This window comes from uncultured Roseibium sp., assembly GCF_963675095.2.
Classification (GTDB): domain Bacteria; phylum Pseudomonadota; class Alphaproteobacteria; order Rhizobiales; family Stappiaceae; genus Roseibium.
The window spans coordinates 44,325-60,853 of sequence record NZ_CAXXSJ010000041.1 but is presented as its reverse complement, the minus strand read 5'-3'; the positions used below and the strand labels follow the sequence as shown (position 1 = coordinate 60,853).

Annotated in this window: 13 protein-coding genes and 1 pseudogene; 7 read left to right on the top strand and 7 right to left on the bottom strand. The window is 61.5% G+C overall.

Annotation, left to right across the window (positions count from 1 at the left end):
• Positions 1 to 56 precede the first annotated feature (56 nt).
• From ABIN98_RS15530 to ABIN98_RS15505, 6 genes are all read left to right on the top strand, one after another.
• Complete coding sequence (locus ABIN98_RS15530) at positions 57 to 827, top strand: ABC transporter ATP-binding protein (protein WP_346911405.1); 771 nt, start codon at positions 57 to 59, stop codon at positions 825 to 827.
• The gene (locus tag ABIN98_RS15525; RefSeq protein WP_346911403.1) at positions 824 to 1,531 is read left to right on the top strand and encodes an ABC transporter ATP-binding protein; all 708 of its coding nucleotides are present in this window, start codon (positions 824 to 826) and stop codon (positions 1,529 to 1,531) included. The genes ABIN98_RS15530 and ABIN98_RS15525 overlap by 4 nt, the downstream gene beginning before the upstream one ends.
• Positions 1,532 to 1,540: 9 nt before the next feature.
• Entirely contained in the window at positions 1,541 to 2,413 is an 873-nt protein-coding gene (locus tag ABIN98_RS15520) for a branched-chain amino acid ABC transporter permease (protein ID WP_346911401.1), read from the top strand.
• Between the two features lie 15 nt (positions 2,414 to 2,428).
• Positions 2,429 to 3,391, top strand: coding sequence for a branched-chain amino acid ABC transporter permease (locus ABIN98_RS15515; protein ID WP_346911399.1), 963 nt, complete (start codon positions 2,429 to 2,431; stop codon positions 3,389 to 3,391).
• 96 nt (positions 3,392 to 3,487) lie between these two features.
• Positions 3,488 to 4,693, top strand: coding sequence for an ABC transporter substrate-binding protein (locus tag ABIN98_RS15510; protein WP_346911397.1), 1,206 nt, complete (start codon positions 3,488 to 3,490; stop codon positions 4,691 to 4,693).
• Positions 4,694 to 5,008: 315 nt separating this feature from the next.
• On the top strand, positions 5,009 to 5,497 hold the full coding sequence (locus tag ABIN98_RS15505; protein WP_346911395.1) for an invasion associated locus B family protein: 489 nt from the start codon (positions 5,009 to 5,011) through the stop codon (positions 5,495 to 5,497).
• Between the two features lie 45 nt (positions 5,498 to 5,542).
• Here ABIN98_RS15505 and ABIN98_RS15500 read toward each other — a convergent pair whose 3' ends face one another.
• From ABIN98_RS15500 to ABIN98_RS15490, 3 genes are all read right to left on the bottom strand, one after another.
• A complete protein-coding gene (locus tag ABIN98_RS15500) occupies positions 5,543 to 6,115 on the bottom strand; it encodes a DUF4202 domain-containing protein (protein ID WP_346911393.1) in 573 nt (190 codons plus the stop codon).
• A gap of 79 nt (positions 6,116 to 6,194) precedes the next feature.
• Positions 6,195 to 6,959 carry a peptidoglycan-binding domain-containing protein gene (locus ABIN98_RS15495; RefSeq protein WP_346911391.1) on the bottom strand — a complete coding sequence of 255 codons (765 nt, stop codon included), beginning with the start codon at positions 6,957 to 6,959 and terminating at the stop codon, positions 6,195 to 6,197.
• Positions 6,956 to 11,857, bottom strand: coding sequence for a CHAT domain-containing protein (locus ABIN98_RS15490; RefSeq protein ID WP_346911389.1), 4,902 nt, complete (start codon positions 11,855 to 11,857; stop codon positions 6,956 to 6,958). The genes ABIN98_RS15495 and ABIN98_RS15490 overlap by 4 nt, the downstream gene beginning before the upstream one ends.
• Positions 11,858 to 12,241: 384 nt before the next feature.
• Between ABIN98_RS15490 and ABIN98_RS15485 the strand changes: the two are divergent.
• Positions 12,242 to 13,433, top strand: a pseudogene (locus ABIN98_RS15485) (IS481 family transposase).
• A 106-nt stretch (positions 13,434 to 13,539) separates the two neighbouring features.
• On the opposite strand, the gene ABIN98_RS15480 reads toward ABIN98_RS15485, so the two are convergent.
• The 4 genes from ABIN98_RS15480 to ABIN98_RS15465 are packed head-to-tail and all read right to left on the bottom strand — an operon-like array spanning position 13,540 to position 16,529.
• Positions 13,540 to 13,887: a RidA family protein gene (locus ABIN98_RS15480; protein ID WP_346911388.1), complete on the bottom strand. Its 348-nt coding sequence runs from the start codon at positions 13,885 to 13,887 to the stop codon at positions 13,540 to 13,542.
• Between the two features lie 37 nt (positions 13,888 to 13,924).
• The gene (locus tag ABIN98_RS15475) at positions 13,925 to 15,025 is read right to left on the bottom strand and encodes an FAD-binding oxidoreductase (protein ID WP_346911387.1); all 1,101 of its coding nucleotides are present in this window, start codon (positions 15,023 to 15,025) and stop codon (positions 13,925 to 13,927) included.
• Entirely contained in the window at positions 15,022 to 16,044 is a 1,023-nt protein-coding gene (locus ABIN98_RS15470; RefSeq protein WP_346911385.1) for a histone deacetylase family protein, read from the bottom strand. The genes ABIN98_RS15475 and ABIN98_RS15470 overlap by 4 nt, the downstream gene beginning before the upstream one ends.
• Positions 16,041 to 16,529, bottom strand: a complete 489-nt coding sequence (locus tag ABIN98_RS15465; protein ID WP_346911383.1) for a GNAT family N-acetyltransferase — start codon at positions 16,527 to 16,529, stop codon at positions 16,041 to 16,043. Before ABIN98_RS15465 ends, ABIN98_RS15470 begins: the two co-directional genes overlap by 4 nt.

Below are 16,529 nucleotides of genomic sequence, written 5' to 3'. Positions count from 1 at the left end.
GCTTGCAGACGGGGTAAAACAAAAGATCGCCACAAGATTGGCGGCGAGGAGCCTATATGCTGGAACTCAACCAGCTTGTCATGAACTTCAGCGGTTTCAAGGCCGTGAACGGATGTTCCTTCAATGTCGAGGAAGGAAGCATTACCGGACTGATCGGACCGAACGGAGCGGGCAAGACGACCCTCTTCAACATGATCGCCGGAGCCCTGGAGCCGACCAGCGGAACCATCAAGTTCCTGAACGAAGACGTGACGGGACTTTCAAGCGACGCGCTTTTTCATAAAGGCCTTGTGCGCACCTTTCAGATCCCGCACGAATTTCATCGCCTCACCACCCTGGAAAACCTGATGATGGTGCCGCCGCGCCAGGTCGGCGAGGGGCTGTTCGCCAACTGGTTCAGATGGGGGCGGGTCAGGGAGAACGAGGCGGAGGTCGAGAAAAAAGCCTACGACACCCTCGAATTCCTGGAATTGTCGCACGTCGCGCACCTGCGCGCGGGTAATCTGTCCGGCGGTCAGAAGAAGCTGCTCGAGCTGGGCCGGACCATGATGACTGACGCCAGGCTGGTGCTGCTTGACGAGCCGGCGGCGGGCGTCAACCGAACGCTGCTCAGGAAGCTGGAGGAAAAGATCCAGATTCTCAACAAGGAGCGCGGCTACACCTTCATCCTGATCGAACACGATATGGAGATGATCGAAAAGCTCTGCGACCCGGTTGTCTGCATGGCGGAAGGCGCCGTTCTGATCCAGGGCGATTTCCAGACCGTGCGCTCCGACACCCGTGTGCTCGAGGCCTATCTCGGCGAGACCGTGGGAGATGCCGCGTGAAAATTCTTCTTTCGATGAATGGCGTCACCGGCGGTTATGGGGATTCCGACATTCTCCAGGATGTCTCGATCCAGGTGGATGAAAAGGAAATCGTGGTCATCGTCGGTCCGAACGGCGCAGGCAAGTCCACGGCCATGAAAGCGGTTTTCGGTCTTTTGAAGGTCCGCGGCGGCTCGATCATCTTCGACGACGAGCATATTACCGGCTGGGCACCGAACCGGATCGTCCAGCGCGGCATCTGTTACGTGCCGCAGGTGGACAATATCTTTCGCGAGATGACGATCCACGAGAACCTGGAAATGGGCGCCTTCCTGAAGAAGGGCGATCTGTCGGCTGCCTATGACCGGGTCTACGAATTGTTCCCGGATCTCAAGGAACGGCGGAAGACGCCAGCTGGAACGCTCTCGGGCGGTCAGCGCCAGATGGTTGCCATGGGCCGGGCGTTGATGCTGGATCCGAAACTGCTGCTCCTGGACGAGCCGACCGCCGGCCTGTCGCCGCGCTACATGGAGCAGATCTTCCAGATCTGCCGGGACGTGCGCGATACCGGTGTTGCCATTCTCCTGGTGGAGCAGCACGCCAAGCAGGCGCTGGCCTTCGCCGACCGCGGCTATGTGCTAGCTGCCGGGCAGAACCGGCACGAAGGCACGGGCGCCCATCTCCTCGCCGACCGTGAGGTCGCCGAAATGTTCCTCGGCGGGTGAGGAAACGATATGAGCTTGTTGGATTTTCTGAACTACTATTTCATCCCGGGCCTCGTTCTCGGGTCGATCTATGCGCTGGGCGCGGTCGGCATCACGCTGATCTTTGCGATCCTGCGTTATGCGCATCTGGCCCATGGCGACCTGGCGACGCTCGGCGCCTTTTTGGCCTTTGCCGTCGTGACCGGTTTCGGTCTGCCGCCGCTTGCCGCCCTGCCGATCGCCATGATCCTGACGGCGGGCGTCGCCGTTGGTATCGACAAGGTGTTTTACGAGCATCTGCGCGAGCGGCCGAAGATCGTCACGGTGATGGCTTCGCTCGGCATCGCGCTGATGGTGCGCTCCGTCGTTCAGGTGGTCTGGGGCGTTGACTCCGAAAGCTACGTCCGGGGCATCGTCCGGCCGGAAAACTATTTCGGCCTTCGGATCAAGGATCGCGAAATCTACACGGTGCTGTTCATGCTGGCTCTCGTCGGCGGTCTGCAGCTGTTCCTGGCCCGCTCCAAATGGGGCAAGGCCATGCGCGCCATGTCGGACAATCCGAACCTGGCGCTCCTGTCAGGGATCGACAACAAGAAGGTGGTCATCCTCACCTGGGTGATTGCCGGCGGATTGTGTGCCGCCTCGGGCGTGTTCTTAGGCATCAACACCGAGCTCAAGTCCATGATGGGCTGGCACATGCTGCTGCCGATGTTCGCCGCAGCGATCCTCGGCGGGGTCGGGCGTGTGGAAGGCGCGGTGATCGGCGGATTGATCGTCGGCATCGCGGAGGAGCTGTCCGTTCTGGTTCTGCCGAGCGAATACAAGGCGGCCATGGCGTTCGCTATTCTCCTATTCATGCTGCTGGTGCGCCCGACCGGGCTGCTGCGCGGCAAGGTTCTCTAGAGCGAGGTTACGATCATGGAACTTATCGGTCTCGCCAACTACGCCCTCTTCATGGGCATCTTCATCGGCATCTATGCGCTCCTGGCGCTGGGCCTGAACATCCAGTGGGGCTTTGCCGGTCTCTTCAACGCCGGCATCGCCGGTTTCTTCGCCGTCGGTGCCTATACCTCGGCGATCCTGACGAGCCCTTACGCGGAAGGACGGCTCGGCGGGTTCGAGCTGCCTTTTTTCGTGGGCTGGATCGGCGCGATGATTGCCGCAGCGCTGATCGCCTGGCCGATCGGGAAAATATGCCTGCGCTTCCGCTCCGATTATCTGGCGATCGCGACGATCGGTGTTGCGGAAATCATCCGTCTCGTTATCAAGTCGGAGGCTGAGCTGACCAACAGCGCACGCGGGATTACCAACATTCCACGTCCCTACGGCGATCTGCCTTACGTTGAATCGCAAATGGCCTATCTGGCGATCGTCGCTCTTGTCCTTTTCGGCGCCTATCTGTTGGTGGAGCGGCAGTTCAACGCGCCCTGGGGCCGGATGATGCGGGCGATCCGCGACAACGAGTTGGCCGCACGCGCCATGGGCAAGAACGTCGAGTACCGGCGTTTGGAAGCCTTTATCTTCGGCTCGGCCCTGATGGGGCTGGGTGGCGCGCTTTTTGCCCATTTCAACCGTTCCATCACCCCGGAAGCCATCGATCCGATGGTTGCGACCTTCCTCGTCTGGATCATGCTGATCCTCGGGGGATCGGGCAACAACCGGGGCGCGATCCTCGGTGCGGCGGTGGTTTGGACCATTTGGTCAGTTTCTGAGATTGCAACTGATCAACTTCCGCAGGAATATGCGGTCAAGGCGAAATACATCCGCCTGTTCCTGATCGGCCTGATGTTGCAGCTTGTGCTGCGCTTCCGGCCAGAGGGGCTGCTGCCGGAGCCGTTGCGCGGCGGCCAGCAATCGGATGATGCTTCGTCTAAGTCTTGAAGTCGTAAAGGACGCCGACATGGTGTGCGTTTACGACCTATGCGACAAACAGGGTTCACGCGGGCAATCGCCCGAAAACAAGTGGAGGTAGTACCCATGAAGTCCAAAGTTCTCGCAATTGCCGGCGGTCTGCTTGCAGCAACCGCTCTGGCCAGCGCTCCGGCCAAGGCCGCCGACGTCAAGATCGGCCTGATCGGCGGCGTTTCCGGCCCGATTGCGGCCATGGCCCCGGCCATGATCGACGCAGCCCAGCTCGCGTTCCAGCAGGTCAACGAACAAGGCGGCATCCTCGGCGGCGACAAGCTGGTCGGTGTTGTCGGCGACAGTGCCTGTAGTCCGCAAGGCGGCACCGATGCGGCCACCAAGGCCGTGAACATCGAAGGCGTTGTCGCCATTGTCGGCCCGCATTGCTCGGGCGCCGTACTGGCAGCCGCCGGTTCGGTGACCATTCCGGCCGGCATCACCATCGTCACCCCGTCGGGCACGTCTCCGGAAATCACCGGTCTGAAGGACAATGACACCGTGTTCCGCACCGTGCCGTCCGACGACTATCAGGGTCGTGCACTGGCCCGTACCCTGAAGGGCATGGACTACAACAAGGTCGCTGTTTCCTACATCAACAACGACTACGGCACCGGCCTTGCCAATGCGTTCAAGTCCGAGTTTGAAGCCCAGGGTGGCGAGATCGCCGGCTATGCGGCTCATGAAGACGGCAAGGCGTCCTACCGGTCCGACCTGGCCGAACTGGCCAAGGGCGGCGCTGACACGCTGGTCATCTTCGACTACGGCGACGGCACCGGCCTGACCATCCTGCGTCAGGCTCTGGAAAACGGCTTCTTCGAGAAGTTCGTCGGTGGTGACGGCATGAAGTCGGATGCTCCGATCAAGGAACTGGGCGCGGATAACCTTACCACCTTCGTAGCGTCTTCGCCGGTTGGCGAGAAGTCCAAGTCGCTCGACATGTTCAACGAAGCCTTCAAGGCATCCGGCGGTGATCCGAGCGCGATCTTTGTGACCACCTCCTACGACGCAGCCTTCCTTCTGGCCCTGGCCGTCGAAAAGGCCGGTGGCGACAAGGCCGGCGTTTCGGCCGCTCTTCGCGAAATCTCCAACGGCGAAGGCGAGCCGATCATGCCGGGCGAATGGAAGAAGGCCAAGGAGCTGATCGCAGCCGGCACGGCCATCGACTATAAGGGTGCTGCAGGCGACGAGAACTTCGACGCAAACGGCGACGTTCCGGGCACCTATGCCCTGTTCAAGGTCGCCGGCGACGGTTTCGAAACCATCACCGAAATGAAGTAAGCTTCGCGTTTTTCAATGACGTGAAACAAGGCTGGCGGCTCCCCTGGGAAGCCGCCGGTTTCTTTTTGCCGGGAATGTCAAAGAAATCGATTAGAATCGGCCGGTCACCTTGAACAGGAGACGCAGATTGTCCGTGCCAAGGTTCTTGAAGTTTAATTTGCGGTTTTGGCCTTCAGTTGCAATGTTGCGCTGCAAGCTCCTGCGCCCGGAGGAGGCCAATCGTAATTTTCCGGTGCCAGCGAGCCGTTCAGGAGGCAACAGATGTTTCGTTCCATTTTAAAAGCACTTTCGGCAACTACGGCGGCGGCCTGCCTCATGTTTTTGTCATTGACGCAGTCTTTCGCGGCGGAAGATGCGGACACGCCCTCTCAAACGACGGCGACCTTCGGTGACTGGACGGTTCAGTGCCAGGTCCTCGCCGACAAGGCGACGACACTCTGCGAGATGCTGCAGGCTGTCCAGGCTAAGGAGAACAAGGGCCTCCTTGCGAAGGTCGCCGTTGGACGGCTTCCGGGCCAGGAAGCTATGCGCGTGGTCGTGCAGCTGCCGTTGGCCGTGAACCTGAGCGGTCCGGTCGAATTGCGGGTCGGCGACAAGGTGGTCGTCAATGCGACATACGAAACCTGCTATCCCAATTTCTGTCTTGCCGGTGCTGCCTTCAACGACGACGCGGCGCAGATGTTCAAGAAGGCCGAGGCGATGACCATCGTCTTCAAGACCCGGACCGGCGCGGACAATGGGGTTCCGGTGTCTCTCAAGGGCTTTACCGCCGCTTTCAAGAAGACATTCGAAACGCCGTCGTGACGGCACTTTGACCCTGCCTGACGTGACGCCCGGCTGATAAGAACATCAGTCACGAAAGGCGGCGGCGAAGGGCTCGGGAAGGCCGAATTCCGCGAGGGCGCGGATACGGCCTTCCGCCGACATCTTTCGGGCGGTTCTGGTGACGATCCTCAGCAGGGCATCCGGGTCCTTGCCCTTTGCGAAGGGGGTGAAGTACCAGCGCAGGAAGACGAAGCAGATCACGTCTTCCAGGCGTTGGACATCCGGGTTCCGCTTCAGATCTTCCTTGCGCAGCATGCGTTCGGCATGGGCAATGTCATCGGCGCCATAGCCGGCATCTGCCATGATCGCGGCCACGCGGGCGGCGTGGCGTTTGCCCTGTTCTCGCCGCCAGGCGTAATAACCCTCCCGACCTTCCGGATAGTCGCTGCGCGGCAGAAGCCAGCGCTCCACATGCTGTCCCCGCGCTGCAATCTTCAGGGCGTCGCAGGCATCCGGGAACAGCCGGTCCAGCTCCTCGGACATCCGCTCGCCATAGAGGAGGGAAGCCGGGCGGCCGTCTTCGTGGGTCGGATCGGCCGTATTGGCCGCGTCGATAGCGGTGATGACGGCGTCCAGGCGATTGTCGTCAGAGGGCATGGGCGTTCGTTCCGGATCGGGCTTCTTTCGTACCCAGCATAGCAATATAGCCACATAGGCTAAAACCCGATGTTGCGGTCTAGCACCCTCCGGCGCTGATCAGGGCGGCGCTTTCGATGGTTTCGGCCGTTCGGCGGTCCACAACACCGGTCATCGGAATGTTGTACTGGGCCTGGAAGGACTTCACCGCCTTCGTGGTGGTCTCGTCGAACACCATGTTCGGAAACTCCAGAAAGTGTCCGAGGCTGTTAAGCTTGGTTTCCAGGATTTTCACCCGTGGTGACAGGTCGCCCGCCTGAAGCGCTACGAAGGTCTGCTGCGGGGAGACTTCGCACGCCTCTCCGGGCTTGCCGATGGGGGTCAACGCGAAAATGCTGCTGAGTGTCAGACCGTCGGCGTCCATGACCGGGGGCAGCAGCGAATCCGGTCCGTTTGTCAGGTCATTGCGCAGACCGACGGCCTCAGCGAAGAGACGGCCGTCCTCCGCCATCTGAATGCGGAGGCGGCCACCATCGCATTCGATGCCGCAGACGATCTCGCCGCCGGTAGCGGTACAATTGGCCGTAAAGCCGTAAGTGTCGTTCGGGACGTCCCATTGGCTGAAATGGAAATCGACGAAGCTGTTGGAGTTGTTGTCGTCGGCAACTGAGCGGCGGAAGGAAAGGCGTATGTCTTTGACCGTCCCATCCTTGCGGGCATAGGAGGCGCCGTAACATTGCCCGGCCCTGGACATGATATCGGATTCGTCGCCGGCAAGGGCCGTTGCGGAACAGGCAATACTGCCGGCGATGACCGCCGCGAAACAGGACGCCAGGGTGGATTTCATCTTGGATCTACGCGTCATCGCCAGTTTCCGGTCAATACGAAGGGTGCCCAGTAGGCGGGGTGGGAAAAGCCGGGGTCCAGGCCGTCAGGCGTCTCCCGGAAATTCTCATTGAACCGTTGCGCGGTCTCGTAGATCACGCTCCGTCTCGTGAGGTTTACCGGACTGCCGACGTCGCCATGGATGAATTCCCGCTGCACCATGGCAAGCGCCTGGGCCTTGGACATGTCGCCGAGCTCCCGCAATTCATAGAAACGCTGCATCAGGAGGGCCGTGGAGCTGTCGGCCACGGGCCAGAGACTTGCGATCGTCGATTTGGCGCCACGGTCTCCGGTGATCTTGGCAAGGCTTTCGATTTCGCGGCCGTCCCGGTCCGGGTTGGCCCGTCCGGTTTCGCAGGCGGAAAGCGTCAGCAGTTCAACATGGTCGAAATTGAAATCCTTCGGATCGTTCTTGATGTCGGCGAGGCTCAGGTGCTCGCCGGTTCCAAGAAGCAGAAAAGACTCCTTGTCGCTGTCGCCGAGACTGAAGTGCGATGAAATATGGACGACGCCCAATCCGGACCGGGCCTTCTCGCCGATCCGGAGCGACCGGACCAGCGCCGGCTTGTCGAAGGCCTTGTCCATGTAGACCTCGCCGTCGAACAGGCCGAAATTGTTGTCGCCCTTGATGATCCCGTCCAGCTCCACCGCAACGCCCGGCAAGGCGAGGAAGTTCTCCGTCTCCTGGGTCATGCCGAGGCCGGCGAAGGGGACATCGATGGTCTTCTGTCCGGATATCTCGCTTTCGCTGCTGGTCAGAAGCGAGACGGCGTAGCGTTCGATCAGGTATTCGCCGCCGTCGTAAAGGCTCTGGTAGGGCAGGTACCTTAGCCGCTTGTCCAGCGAGACCAGCAGCATGTCCGGGCCAGCTGCCTTCAGGTCCTGTTCCAGTGGCGCGACGAGCAGGTCATAGAGTTGCCGGCTGCGCTTCTTCGGATCGTAGCCGGGATCGCTGACCACAGCGTGGTATTCTTCCAGCTTCTCGTTCAGCGCGGCTTCGGTGAACGGGGCACCGTTCCAGGTCTTGACCGTGATGCTCTTGCGATCGGTGGGCGTGGTCAGGATGATGTTGAGGCGGTCCGGCATCACCAGGTAATGGATCGCGACGGCCTTTTCCGTCAGCTTGCCCAGCAGGGTTTTCTGGATCGATTCCCTTTCGGCGAGCTCCGCGACGGGATCGGAATTGCCTTTCAGGTTTGCGGCAGCCTCGAAGATCCGTTTCAGGCCGCTTTGATACGCAGTTTCGGCCGCCTGGAGGCGGGCCTGGATATCGGCAAGCTGGGCGGCTTCAGCCTGGGTGAGGCCCTGGAGCTGCTGCTTGGCAAGCAGCTCTTCCCTTTGGCGGACGTCCGTCACCGTCGGCACTTGCAGGGCGTCGAGGGCGTCCTTCAGTTCCTGCTCCGCTGCAGAGTAAGGCAATTGGCGGAACGAATCCCCGGTGAAGTCGTCGTCGCGGCCGGCGAACTGGAAGGCTTCGAAGTCCTTCAGAAGCGACAGCACGAGTTCGGCTTCGCTCAGCCGGTTCTGACGCACCAGAAGATCGGCGAGCCAGCGGTAGTTATCGGCGACGAGGTCGCGGAAACAACCCTGCAGGCGTTCCGGGATTGCCGAAAGGTCTCTGCGGATCTCCTGAAGTTCGTTGATCGCGTCCTTTGCGAGAACCAGCGCGATGGCATCGCTGCCGAGCCCGAAGGCACTCTCGCTGGCCCTGGACAGATGGCACATGGTGGTCAGCTTGCCCTGTAGCGGACCGGCTCCAAGGCCGACGATCTGATCGAGCTGCCGTTCGGCTGCCAGTGCGGTCAGTTCCAGTTCGAGGGATTGGTCCGTGTCGCCGGACGTCTGTAGTGCGGAAGAATAAACCCGGGCCGCGTTGACCAGCGACATGCTGAGGCCGCCGCGCGCCTTCACCGTTTCGAAGGTTGCTTTTGTGGCGGCAAGGTCCGGTTCAACGGCAACCGGCGCCGCGGGCGGTGCTGAAATGAGGCGCAGATAGTCGCGCGCCTGGGTGTCGCCGTTTCGCGCCAGCATGCTCAGGTATTCGATGAAGCCTTTCGGCAGGGTCGTCATGTCGGCCGGATCGCGCCGGGCGATGAGGCGGCGCAGCGTCGGTGCGCGCAGATCGTCCGGATTGAGACGCAAGCCTTCCTGTCCGGTCGATGCACGGGAAATGACGGTGGACGTTTGCAGCCGCAGGTTCCTCTCCGCCCGCAAGCCGCGTTCCAGCGCGCCCTTGAAGTCGCCATAGGCTGCCAGTGCATCGGTGAGCGCAACGGAATCCATGTCCTCCAGACGCTCCAGGCCGATCGCGACCAGGTTGGTTCCGAAGGCACCGGACGCCAGGAACTGCGCCGCTTCCTCGCAATAGGCCGGACCATTGTCCTGCGGTTGGCACAGGCGGCCGAGCACGGATTTCATGAATTCAGGCAGTTGCTCCGGCTGGAGCTTGGCCTTGCCGGTTTCCACCGCCAGGGCAAGATAGGCGGCGACATCTGCGTCCCATCCAAGGGTGACCTTGCCGTTCTCATCCGCATTGGCGCGGACAAGGCCGCCGATCGCTTCGTTCTTGCTTGTCGCCAGGTCCGGGAATTGATGCAGCAGGCGATAAAGCACGACGCTCGTCTGCTTCACCTTGGCGTCGCGCATCAGGCGCAGCCACTTTGCCGCCTCGGCATAGTCGATAGCGCCGCCGCAATCGGCACACAGGTAAAGGCTTGCCAGAAGTCCGGCGAAGTCTGACTTCCGTTTTGCCAGGCCTTCGATCAGCTTGTTGCCCTCGGGGGTCGCCAGCGCGAGGCTGCCGGCCATGATCCGGTTGGCAACCAGTTCGCTCCCTGCGAAGGGAACATAGTCTCCTGCGTCCTGGGCAAAGAGGCGTTCGTACCATTTCAACGCTTCGTCCGGTGCTTCCGGCCGGTCCCGTTCCGCCTGCCGGGCCAACTGGTAGAGCGCAAACGGATCTTTCCTGTCGGCGGCGGACAGGAGGAGATCCTGAACATGGGACGGATCGGCGGTCCCGCCGTTGCCGTAGCTTAGCATGAAGGCCAGATGCGAGGCGGCATAGGGCAGCTTTGGTGCGGCGGCTTCAAGCAGGACCTGGGCCTCGCTGGTTCCCTTGCCCAACACGCTTGCACCGTCGAGCAGGCGCTCCGCGAGCATGTATTGAACTTCGGCCGGGGCGGTTTCGGCCACGATCCGCAGGGCTTCCGGATATTTCATCACCAGATGGGCAAACCGCGCCAGGCCGGTTCTGCGATCCAGGGTCAGGGTAAGTGTGCTGTCGATGAGCATCGGACCGGAGACCGTTTTCGACTGGTAGGTTTCCGTCGATGTATGGGCCTGGATCAGATCCTCGGTCAGTTGTTCGACGCCGTCGCCGGTTTCGATCACCGTTGCATAACGCTGATACGGCGTCGGATCACCTGCCGCGACACCGGCCCAGAATTCGGCGGCCTGCCTGTTTTCGGCAACGCCGATCCCTTGGGCAAAGATCCGGGTTAGCTTGCCCGCGACCTCGCTGTCGGTCTGTCCGTAGCTCTTGCCGACGGCGTCCCGGGCAAGCTGTTGCTGGAATGGTGTCCACTGGCCGGCAACCGCCATTTCGTTCATTGCCGCTTCGAGCGAAGGGGTGCGTTTTGCCAGCCAACCGCCGTAATCGAAACCACCACTGAAGAGGAACGGCAGAACGGCAATTCGGCTTCCGGATGTCCCTGCGCCGCCGGATCCGCAGGCCGCGTCCGCAACCGGAACGGCGGCAGCGTTGATCAGGTCGCTCATGGTCGGGGTAAATGCCCCGCTCATCGGCGCCTTTCCGAGGGCTGTCAGCAATCTGTTCCAGTCGGACCGGCTGGACGGACCGAAGGCCCCATCCGGTTCGCCGTTCGCGCACTGGTTCATCACGACCAGTTTTTGCGCTGCCTTCAGATAACCGTGGTAGACGGAATTGAAAGATTTCTGCTGATCGTGAAGCGTGTCGACCCGGTCGTCGAGCGCGAAGGACAGGACCCCGCACAGGCTTGCCCCATGGGTCTCGATGTCGTTTTCCAGCCTGGTGACGGCTCTTTCGTTGGCCGAAAGCACGGCCTCGACCAGATCGATATTTCCCGGATCGCCGGACGGAAAATCATAATTGATGTGTGAGCTCAATTGCGGGATGCCTGCACCCTGAGCCAGGTCGTCGATTTTACGGCCGGTCCATGCCGACAGGAGCAGCAAGGCGCGGGAGGCCTCTTCGTTCGTGTCCTCGGCAACGGGCAGACAGGAGAGGGAGGACAGCGCCGACGTGATCCTGGCGATGCCGCCTCGTGTCGAATCCCGGAAGCCGTTCTGCTGGGAGACCGTCTTGGGCACCAGGTCTCCGGAGTTTGAGGCGCTCGCCGTCGCTGCAACCGCCGGCCCGGCCGGTCCGATGTTGTTCTGACGGACGCTTGCGACAATCGACGGCGCCGCGGCTGTAAAATCCGGCCGGTCGGTTTCCTGGAAGCGGAAATGCAGGGCCGAGTAACAATCACAGGAGTCGATGCGGATGTAGAAGGAACTGACCGTCTCGCCACTTGCCGGATTATGGATCGTAATCGAGCACTCGTTGGAGCTTACATACTGGTCGTAGGCGTCGCTGAAGCCGTATTTGACCCAGTTTCGCTGTCGCTCTTCAACGAGAGCCGCACAATTGCCGTAGCTGTCCTGGATCAGCCGGAGATTGCCGCTGACACCGCCAATCTCGAACTTCCGGTCAACGCCGTCCTCATTGAACGAGGCTCCGGCGGGCAGGCTTGCGGAAATGTCATAGGGGCGGCCATTGCGATAGATTTCAAGCGCCTCGGCGGAGAGGCCGAAATAAAACAATGCGCACGCGGCAAGGAGTGTTTTGATCAACACGGTCAGTTCTTTCTTCTGCCTGTCCGTTCTGACTAAAACCAGTAGGGCACAGTACCGTTCACCCTCAGATCCTGTTGAGCCGGGGCGGGTTTTGTTCAGAGTGGACCATTTGGTGGCGAAAAAGGCCAGCTATTTGAAAATGTTAAAATTTTGCAGGGCAACCCCTGCTCGAAAAGCGTCGCAATAAAACAGGTCTATAGGAGCAAAGCACCGGCCGGAGCGCAAGCGGAAAAATACCGCGGTATTTTCCGTTCTTTGGCTACCCCGGGCTGGCCGCATATTCAGAGTCACCCCCGACCTGATGTTTAAACCGGGGACATGGCTGACAGGTGTTCGGGGACATGGTTGACACATTTGGCATGACTTACGTCGAAGGAGGCGGGCATGCCGTGGCAGGAGATGTCGATCATGGAACAGCGAGAAGAGTTCGTCCGGCTCGCGAGGCTTGAAGGCGTGAACCGGCGTGAGCTTTGCCGCCGGTTCGGGATCAGCCCTCAGACCGGCTACAAGTGGCTGCGCCGGTTTGAAGCGGGAGATGTGCTTGAGGACCGCAGCCGCCGGCCGCGATCGAGTCCGCAGCAGCTTTGCCCCGCGTTGGAAGAAGCAATCCTTTCGGTGCGCACGGCCCATCCGGCTTGGGGTGCGCGCAAGATCGCGGCGGTGCTTTCACGCACCGACGACAACACTCCAGCGGTATCGACCATCCATGCGGTCTTGCGTCGCCATGATTGTATCCGGCCCCGGGACAGGAGCGGGACAGACTGGCAGCGTTTTGAAGAAGAGGAGGCCAACCGTATGTGGCAGATGGACTTCAAGGGTCGGGTCCGTCTGGGCAATGCACAGGAGTGCCATCCGCTAACGGTTGTCGACGACCATTCCCGCTTCGCGGTGTGCCTGGCGGCTTGTCCGGATCAGCGCACACATACCGTCCAGACCCATCTGGAGCGCAGCTTTAGCCTCTATGGCCTGCCGGATGCATTTCTGGTCGACAATGGCGCCCCCTGGGGTTCCAGTTATCGGGACAGTCATTGGACACCGTTACGGGTCTGGCTGGCCAGGTTGGGCGTGAATGTGATCTACGCCCGGCCATTCCATCCGCAAACCAAGGGCAAGAATGAACGCTTCAACCGAACCTTGAACGAAGAGGTGCTGGCCTTGCGCTGCTACCGTAGCCAGGAGCAGCTCCAGCAGGCCTTCGACCGCTGGCGGCTGGTTTACAACCATCATCGCCCGCATGAAGCCCTGTCTGACAAGGTTCCCGCGAGCCGCTACCGTCCGTCGCTGCGCAGTTGGTCAAAGACCTTGCCGGAGATGATCTATGAAAACAGCACCATCACCCGCAAGGTTCCCAGAACCAAGGCCCAAATCAGCTACAAAGGACGCCTCTGGTCTGTGCCGAAAGCATTCAGGGGACACAGCCTGGCTATTCGCCCAACTTCTCACCCGGGAAAATACGGCATCTATTTCGGCGCCAACAAGGTCGCACAAATCGACCTCAACGCGATATAAATGTGTCAACCATGTCCCCGAACACCTGTCAGCCATGTCCCCGGTCTGTACATCACGTCGGGGGTGACGGCAGAAAGTGTGGCGAAGCAGTGGATACCTGCCTGCTCTTGTCATCCCTAGACCGGGTGACCCGAAAGCCACCCGGTCTTGCGTTTCACTCATTCCACCGAAGCTTACTTCGCTGCGACGATAATGATTTCGACCTTGTAGTCCGGCGTTGCCAGTTTGGATTCGCCACAGGCGCGGGTCGGCGGGTTGGCCGGGTCAACCCAGGCGTCCCAGACCGCGTTCATTTCGGCGAAATCGGCCATGGAATCGAGCCAGATCGTGGTCTGGAGGATCTTGGACTTGTCGGTTCCGCAACGGGCGAGGAGATCCTCGATGCTCTTCAGGATGGCCTGCGTCTGGGCGGTTACGCTTTCGCCCGGCGCGCCGACCTGGCCGGCGAGGTAGACGGTATTGCCGTGAACGACGGCCTGGCTCATGCGCGGGCCGGAGTCGAGGCGGGTGATGTCGTACATAATGTGTTCCTTGTTGGGAATCGATGTCGGGAGAGGATCAGGCAAAGCGGTTCGGATCAAGGGCCTTGATGACGTCTTCTTCAAGAGGTGAGGAGCGGCCCAGGCACAGGTCCGCGGTGAGCTGCGACAGGGCTGGTGCGGTCTGCACTCCGTAGCCGCCCTGACCTGCCAGCCAGAAGAAGCCTTCAGTTCCCTGTGCAAAGCCCACGACCGGGGTCCGGTCGGCCACGAAACTGCGCAGGCCCGCCCAGCTTCGTTCCACTCGGGTGACCGGCATGGTGACGGCCTGTTCGAAACGGTAGAGGCCTTCCGCGAGCACCATGTCGTCCGGCCAGGCATCGTGCGGCTCGACCGGATCCTCGTCGGCGGGTGAGACCATCAGCTTTCCGGCATCCGGCTTGGCGTACCAGCTTTCAGAGGCACTCGCGACCAGCGGCCAACGGGTCACGTCGACGCCATCGGGCACAGGCAGGATCGCGGCGGAGCGGCGCATGGGCACAAGATCGACCTTTGGCACGCCGGCGAGCCCGGCGACCGCATCGGCCCAGGCGCCGGCGGCGTTGATGATGACGGGGGCCTCAAAAGATCCGGCCGGTGTCTCGGCGGTCCAGGTGGATTCGGAACGGGCGAGAGCGGTAACCTTTGCATCGGTCACGATCTTTGCGCCGTTGTGCCGGGCAATGCGGGCGAAGCCCTGCAGCAGCCGGTCGACATCGATGTCCTGCGCATCCCGTTCGATGGCGGCTGCCGCGATCGGTTCGGGGCGCAGCAGCGGGAAGAGGTCTACGGCTTCCTGCGCGGAAATGCGCTCCATGCCGTCGGCGCCATCCAGGTAACCGTCGAAACTCGCCAGTTCGTCCTCGGTGGCGATCAGGAGCTCGCCGCGCGGGGTCAGCAGGCTTTCGTCTGATATGCCTTCCGGCTCCTTCAGCACCGGTTCGGAGGCGGCGTTCAGGGCGCGCAGGGTCCGGTTGCCGTAGTTGCGGATGAAGATCGCCGCGGAGCGGCCGGTGGAATGACGGCCGGGCGCGTCTTCCATTTCCAGCAGGATCACCGAGGCATGGGGCGCGAGCCGGGCGGCGGCGCCCATGCCGGCAATGCCACCGCCAATGATGATGAAATCCGCCCGTTCGCTCATGCGCTTTTATATCCGTTCAGAACGCTGGTGAGATTGTGCCCGAGTTCATCCGACAGATAGCCGCCTTCCTGGACGAAGAGAACCGGGAGGCCGAGGCTGGCGATGGCCGCGCCGATCCGGGCGAAGCCGGGGATGGTGATTGCCAGTCCCTTGAACGGATCGTGTTCGGAGGCATCGAGGCCGAGGGCCACGACAACCACATCGGCGCCGAAGGCGCGGATATGGGAAAAGGCCGTGTCGAGGGTTTTCAGATAGTCGTCATCGCCGGTGCCGCGCGGCAGGGGCAGGTTGAGATTGTAGCCACGGCCGGGACCTTCGCCACGCTCATGGGCATGACCCCAGTAGAAGGGATAGAAGCGGATCGGGTCGGCATGGATGGAGACGGTCAAAACATCGTCGCGCTCGTAGAAGATGCCCTGTGTGCCGTTGCCGTGGTGAACGTCCACATCGAGGATCGCCGGACGGTGGCCGAGCTTGCGCAGATGTTCGGCCGCGATGCCGGAATTGTTCAGGAAGCAGAAGCCACCGGCCAGATCGCCGAAGGCATGATGGCCGGGCGGGCGGCTCAGCACATAGACGGCCCGTTCGCCGCCATGGACGAGATCCGCGCCCGACAGCGCGCTCTGCGCCGACCAGTAGGCGGCCTGCCAGGTTCCGGCTGCGATCGGGCAGGAGGTGTCGGCCTGGTGGAAACCGGCCTGGCCGACGGCGGAACGGGGATAGCTGGCCGTGCGCCGGTCGGGATGGACATTGGGGATCACCTCGTCGGAGGCACCTTCTATCCGGCTCCAGCGGGTGTGGATCGTCTCGAGGAAAACGAGGTACTCGGCGGAGTGCAGGGCGGCGATCGGACCGAGGCCGTGATCGTCCGGCGCCTGGAAGGAACAGCCGGCCTTTCCCGCGCCGTCCTGCAGCACCTCAATCCGGCGCGGCTGTTCCGGGTTCGGGTAAAGCGTGCCGTTAGCCATGAAATGCTTGGGATCGTGGACCCATTGCCGTTCGTCGAAAATGGCTTTCATGGTGTTTCCTTCAGGGTGTCCAGCGCGGAACCGGCCAGCGTCAGATAGGTCTCGTTCGGATCATGGGAGAAACCGAGCCGGTCGTAAAAGGCGCGCGCGGACGGGTTGTCGTCATAAACGGCGAGCTTCAGGAAGCCGACGGTCCAGTCCTTTGGTGCGGCTGCAAGGGCGGCAGACAACAACCGTTTACCGAGGCCGCTGCCACGGGTTTCGCCGGAGACCCAAAGATCGGAGACATAAAGACCGGCCGAGGCCCGGACCGTGGAGAAGACCGGCGAATAGACAATGACACCCAGAACCTCTCCGCCGGGGTCCCGTTCGGCGAGCAGAGCATGGAACGCAGGCGACGGGCCGAAACCATGCCGGATCAGGTCTTGTGCGGACGCACCGTGATCGTCGCCGATGTCTTCGGACAGGCGCATCAGAGCCGCGTTCAGTTTTTCCGCATCCGCCTTTTCGGCGCGCCGGATTGAAATTGCGTACAT

Excerpts from the sequence above, each read along its gene's own strand:
- ABIN98_RS15530 (WP_346911405.1), top strand. The coding sequence starts at position 57 with ATGCTGGAACTCAACCAGCTTGTCATGAACTTCAGCGGTTTCAAGGCC.
- ABIN98_RS15520 (WP_346911401.1), top strand. The coding sequence starts at position 1,541 with ATGAGCTTGTTGGATTTTCTGAACTACTATTTCATCCCGGGCCTCGTT.
- ABIN98_RS15515 (WP_346911399.1), top strand. The coding sequence starts at position 2,429 with ATGGAACTTATCGGTCTCGCCAACTACGCCCTCTTCATGGGCATCTTC.
- ABIN98_RS15510 (WP_346911397.1), top strand. The coding sequence starts at position 3,488 with ATGAAGTCCAAAGTTCTCGCAATTGCCGGCGGTCTGCTTGCAGCAACC.
- ABIN98_RS15505 (WP_346911395.1), top strand. The coding sequence starts at position 5,009 with ATGTTTTTGTCATTGACGCAGTCTTTCGCGGCGGAAGATGCGGACACG.
- ABIN98_RS15500 (WP_346911393.1), bottom strand. The coding sequence starts at position 6,115 with ATGCCCTCTGACGACAATCGCCTGGACGCCGTCATCACCGCTATCGAC.
- ABIN98_RS15495 (WP_346911391.1), bottom strand. The coding sequence starts at position 6,959 with ATGACGCGTAGATCCAAGATGAAATCCACCCTGGCGTCCTGTTTCGCG.
- ABIN98_RS15480 (WP_346911388.1), bottom strand. The coding sequence starts at position 13,887 with ATGTACGACATCACCCGCCTCGACTCCGGCCCGCGCATGAGCCAGGCC.
- ABIN98_RS15475 (WP_346911387.1), bottom strand. The coding sequence starts at position 15,025 with ATGAGCGAACGGGCGGATTTCATCATCATTGGCGGTGGCATTGCCGGC.
- ABIN98_RS15470 (WP_346911385.1), bottom strand. The coding sequence starts at position 16,044 with ATGAAAGCCATTTTCGACGAACGGCAATGGGTCCACGATCCCAAGCAT.
- ABIN98_RS15465 (WP_346911383.1), bottom strand. The coding sequence starts at position 16,529 with ATGTACGCAATTTCAATCCGGCGCGCCGAAAAGGCGGATGCGGAAAAA.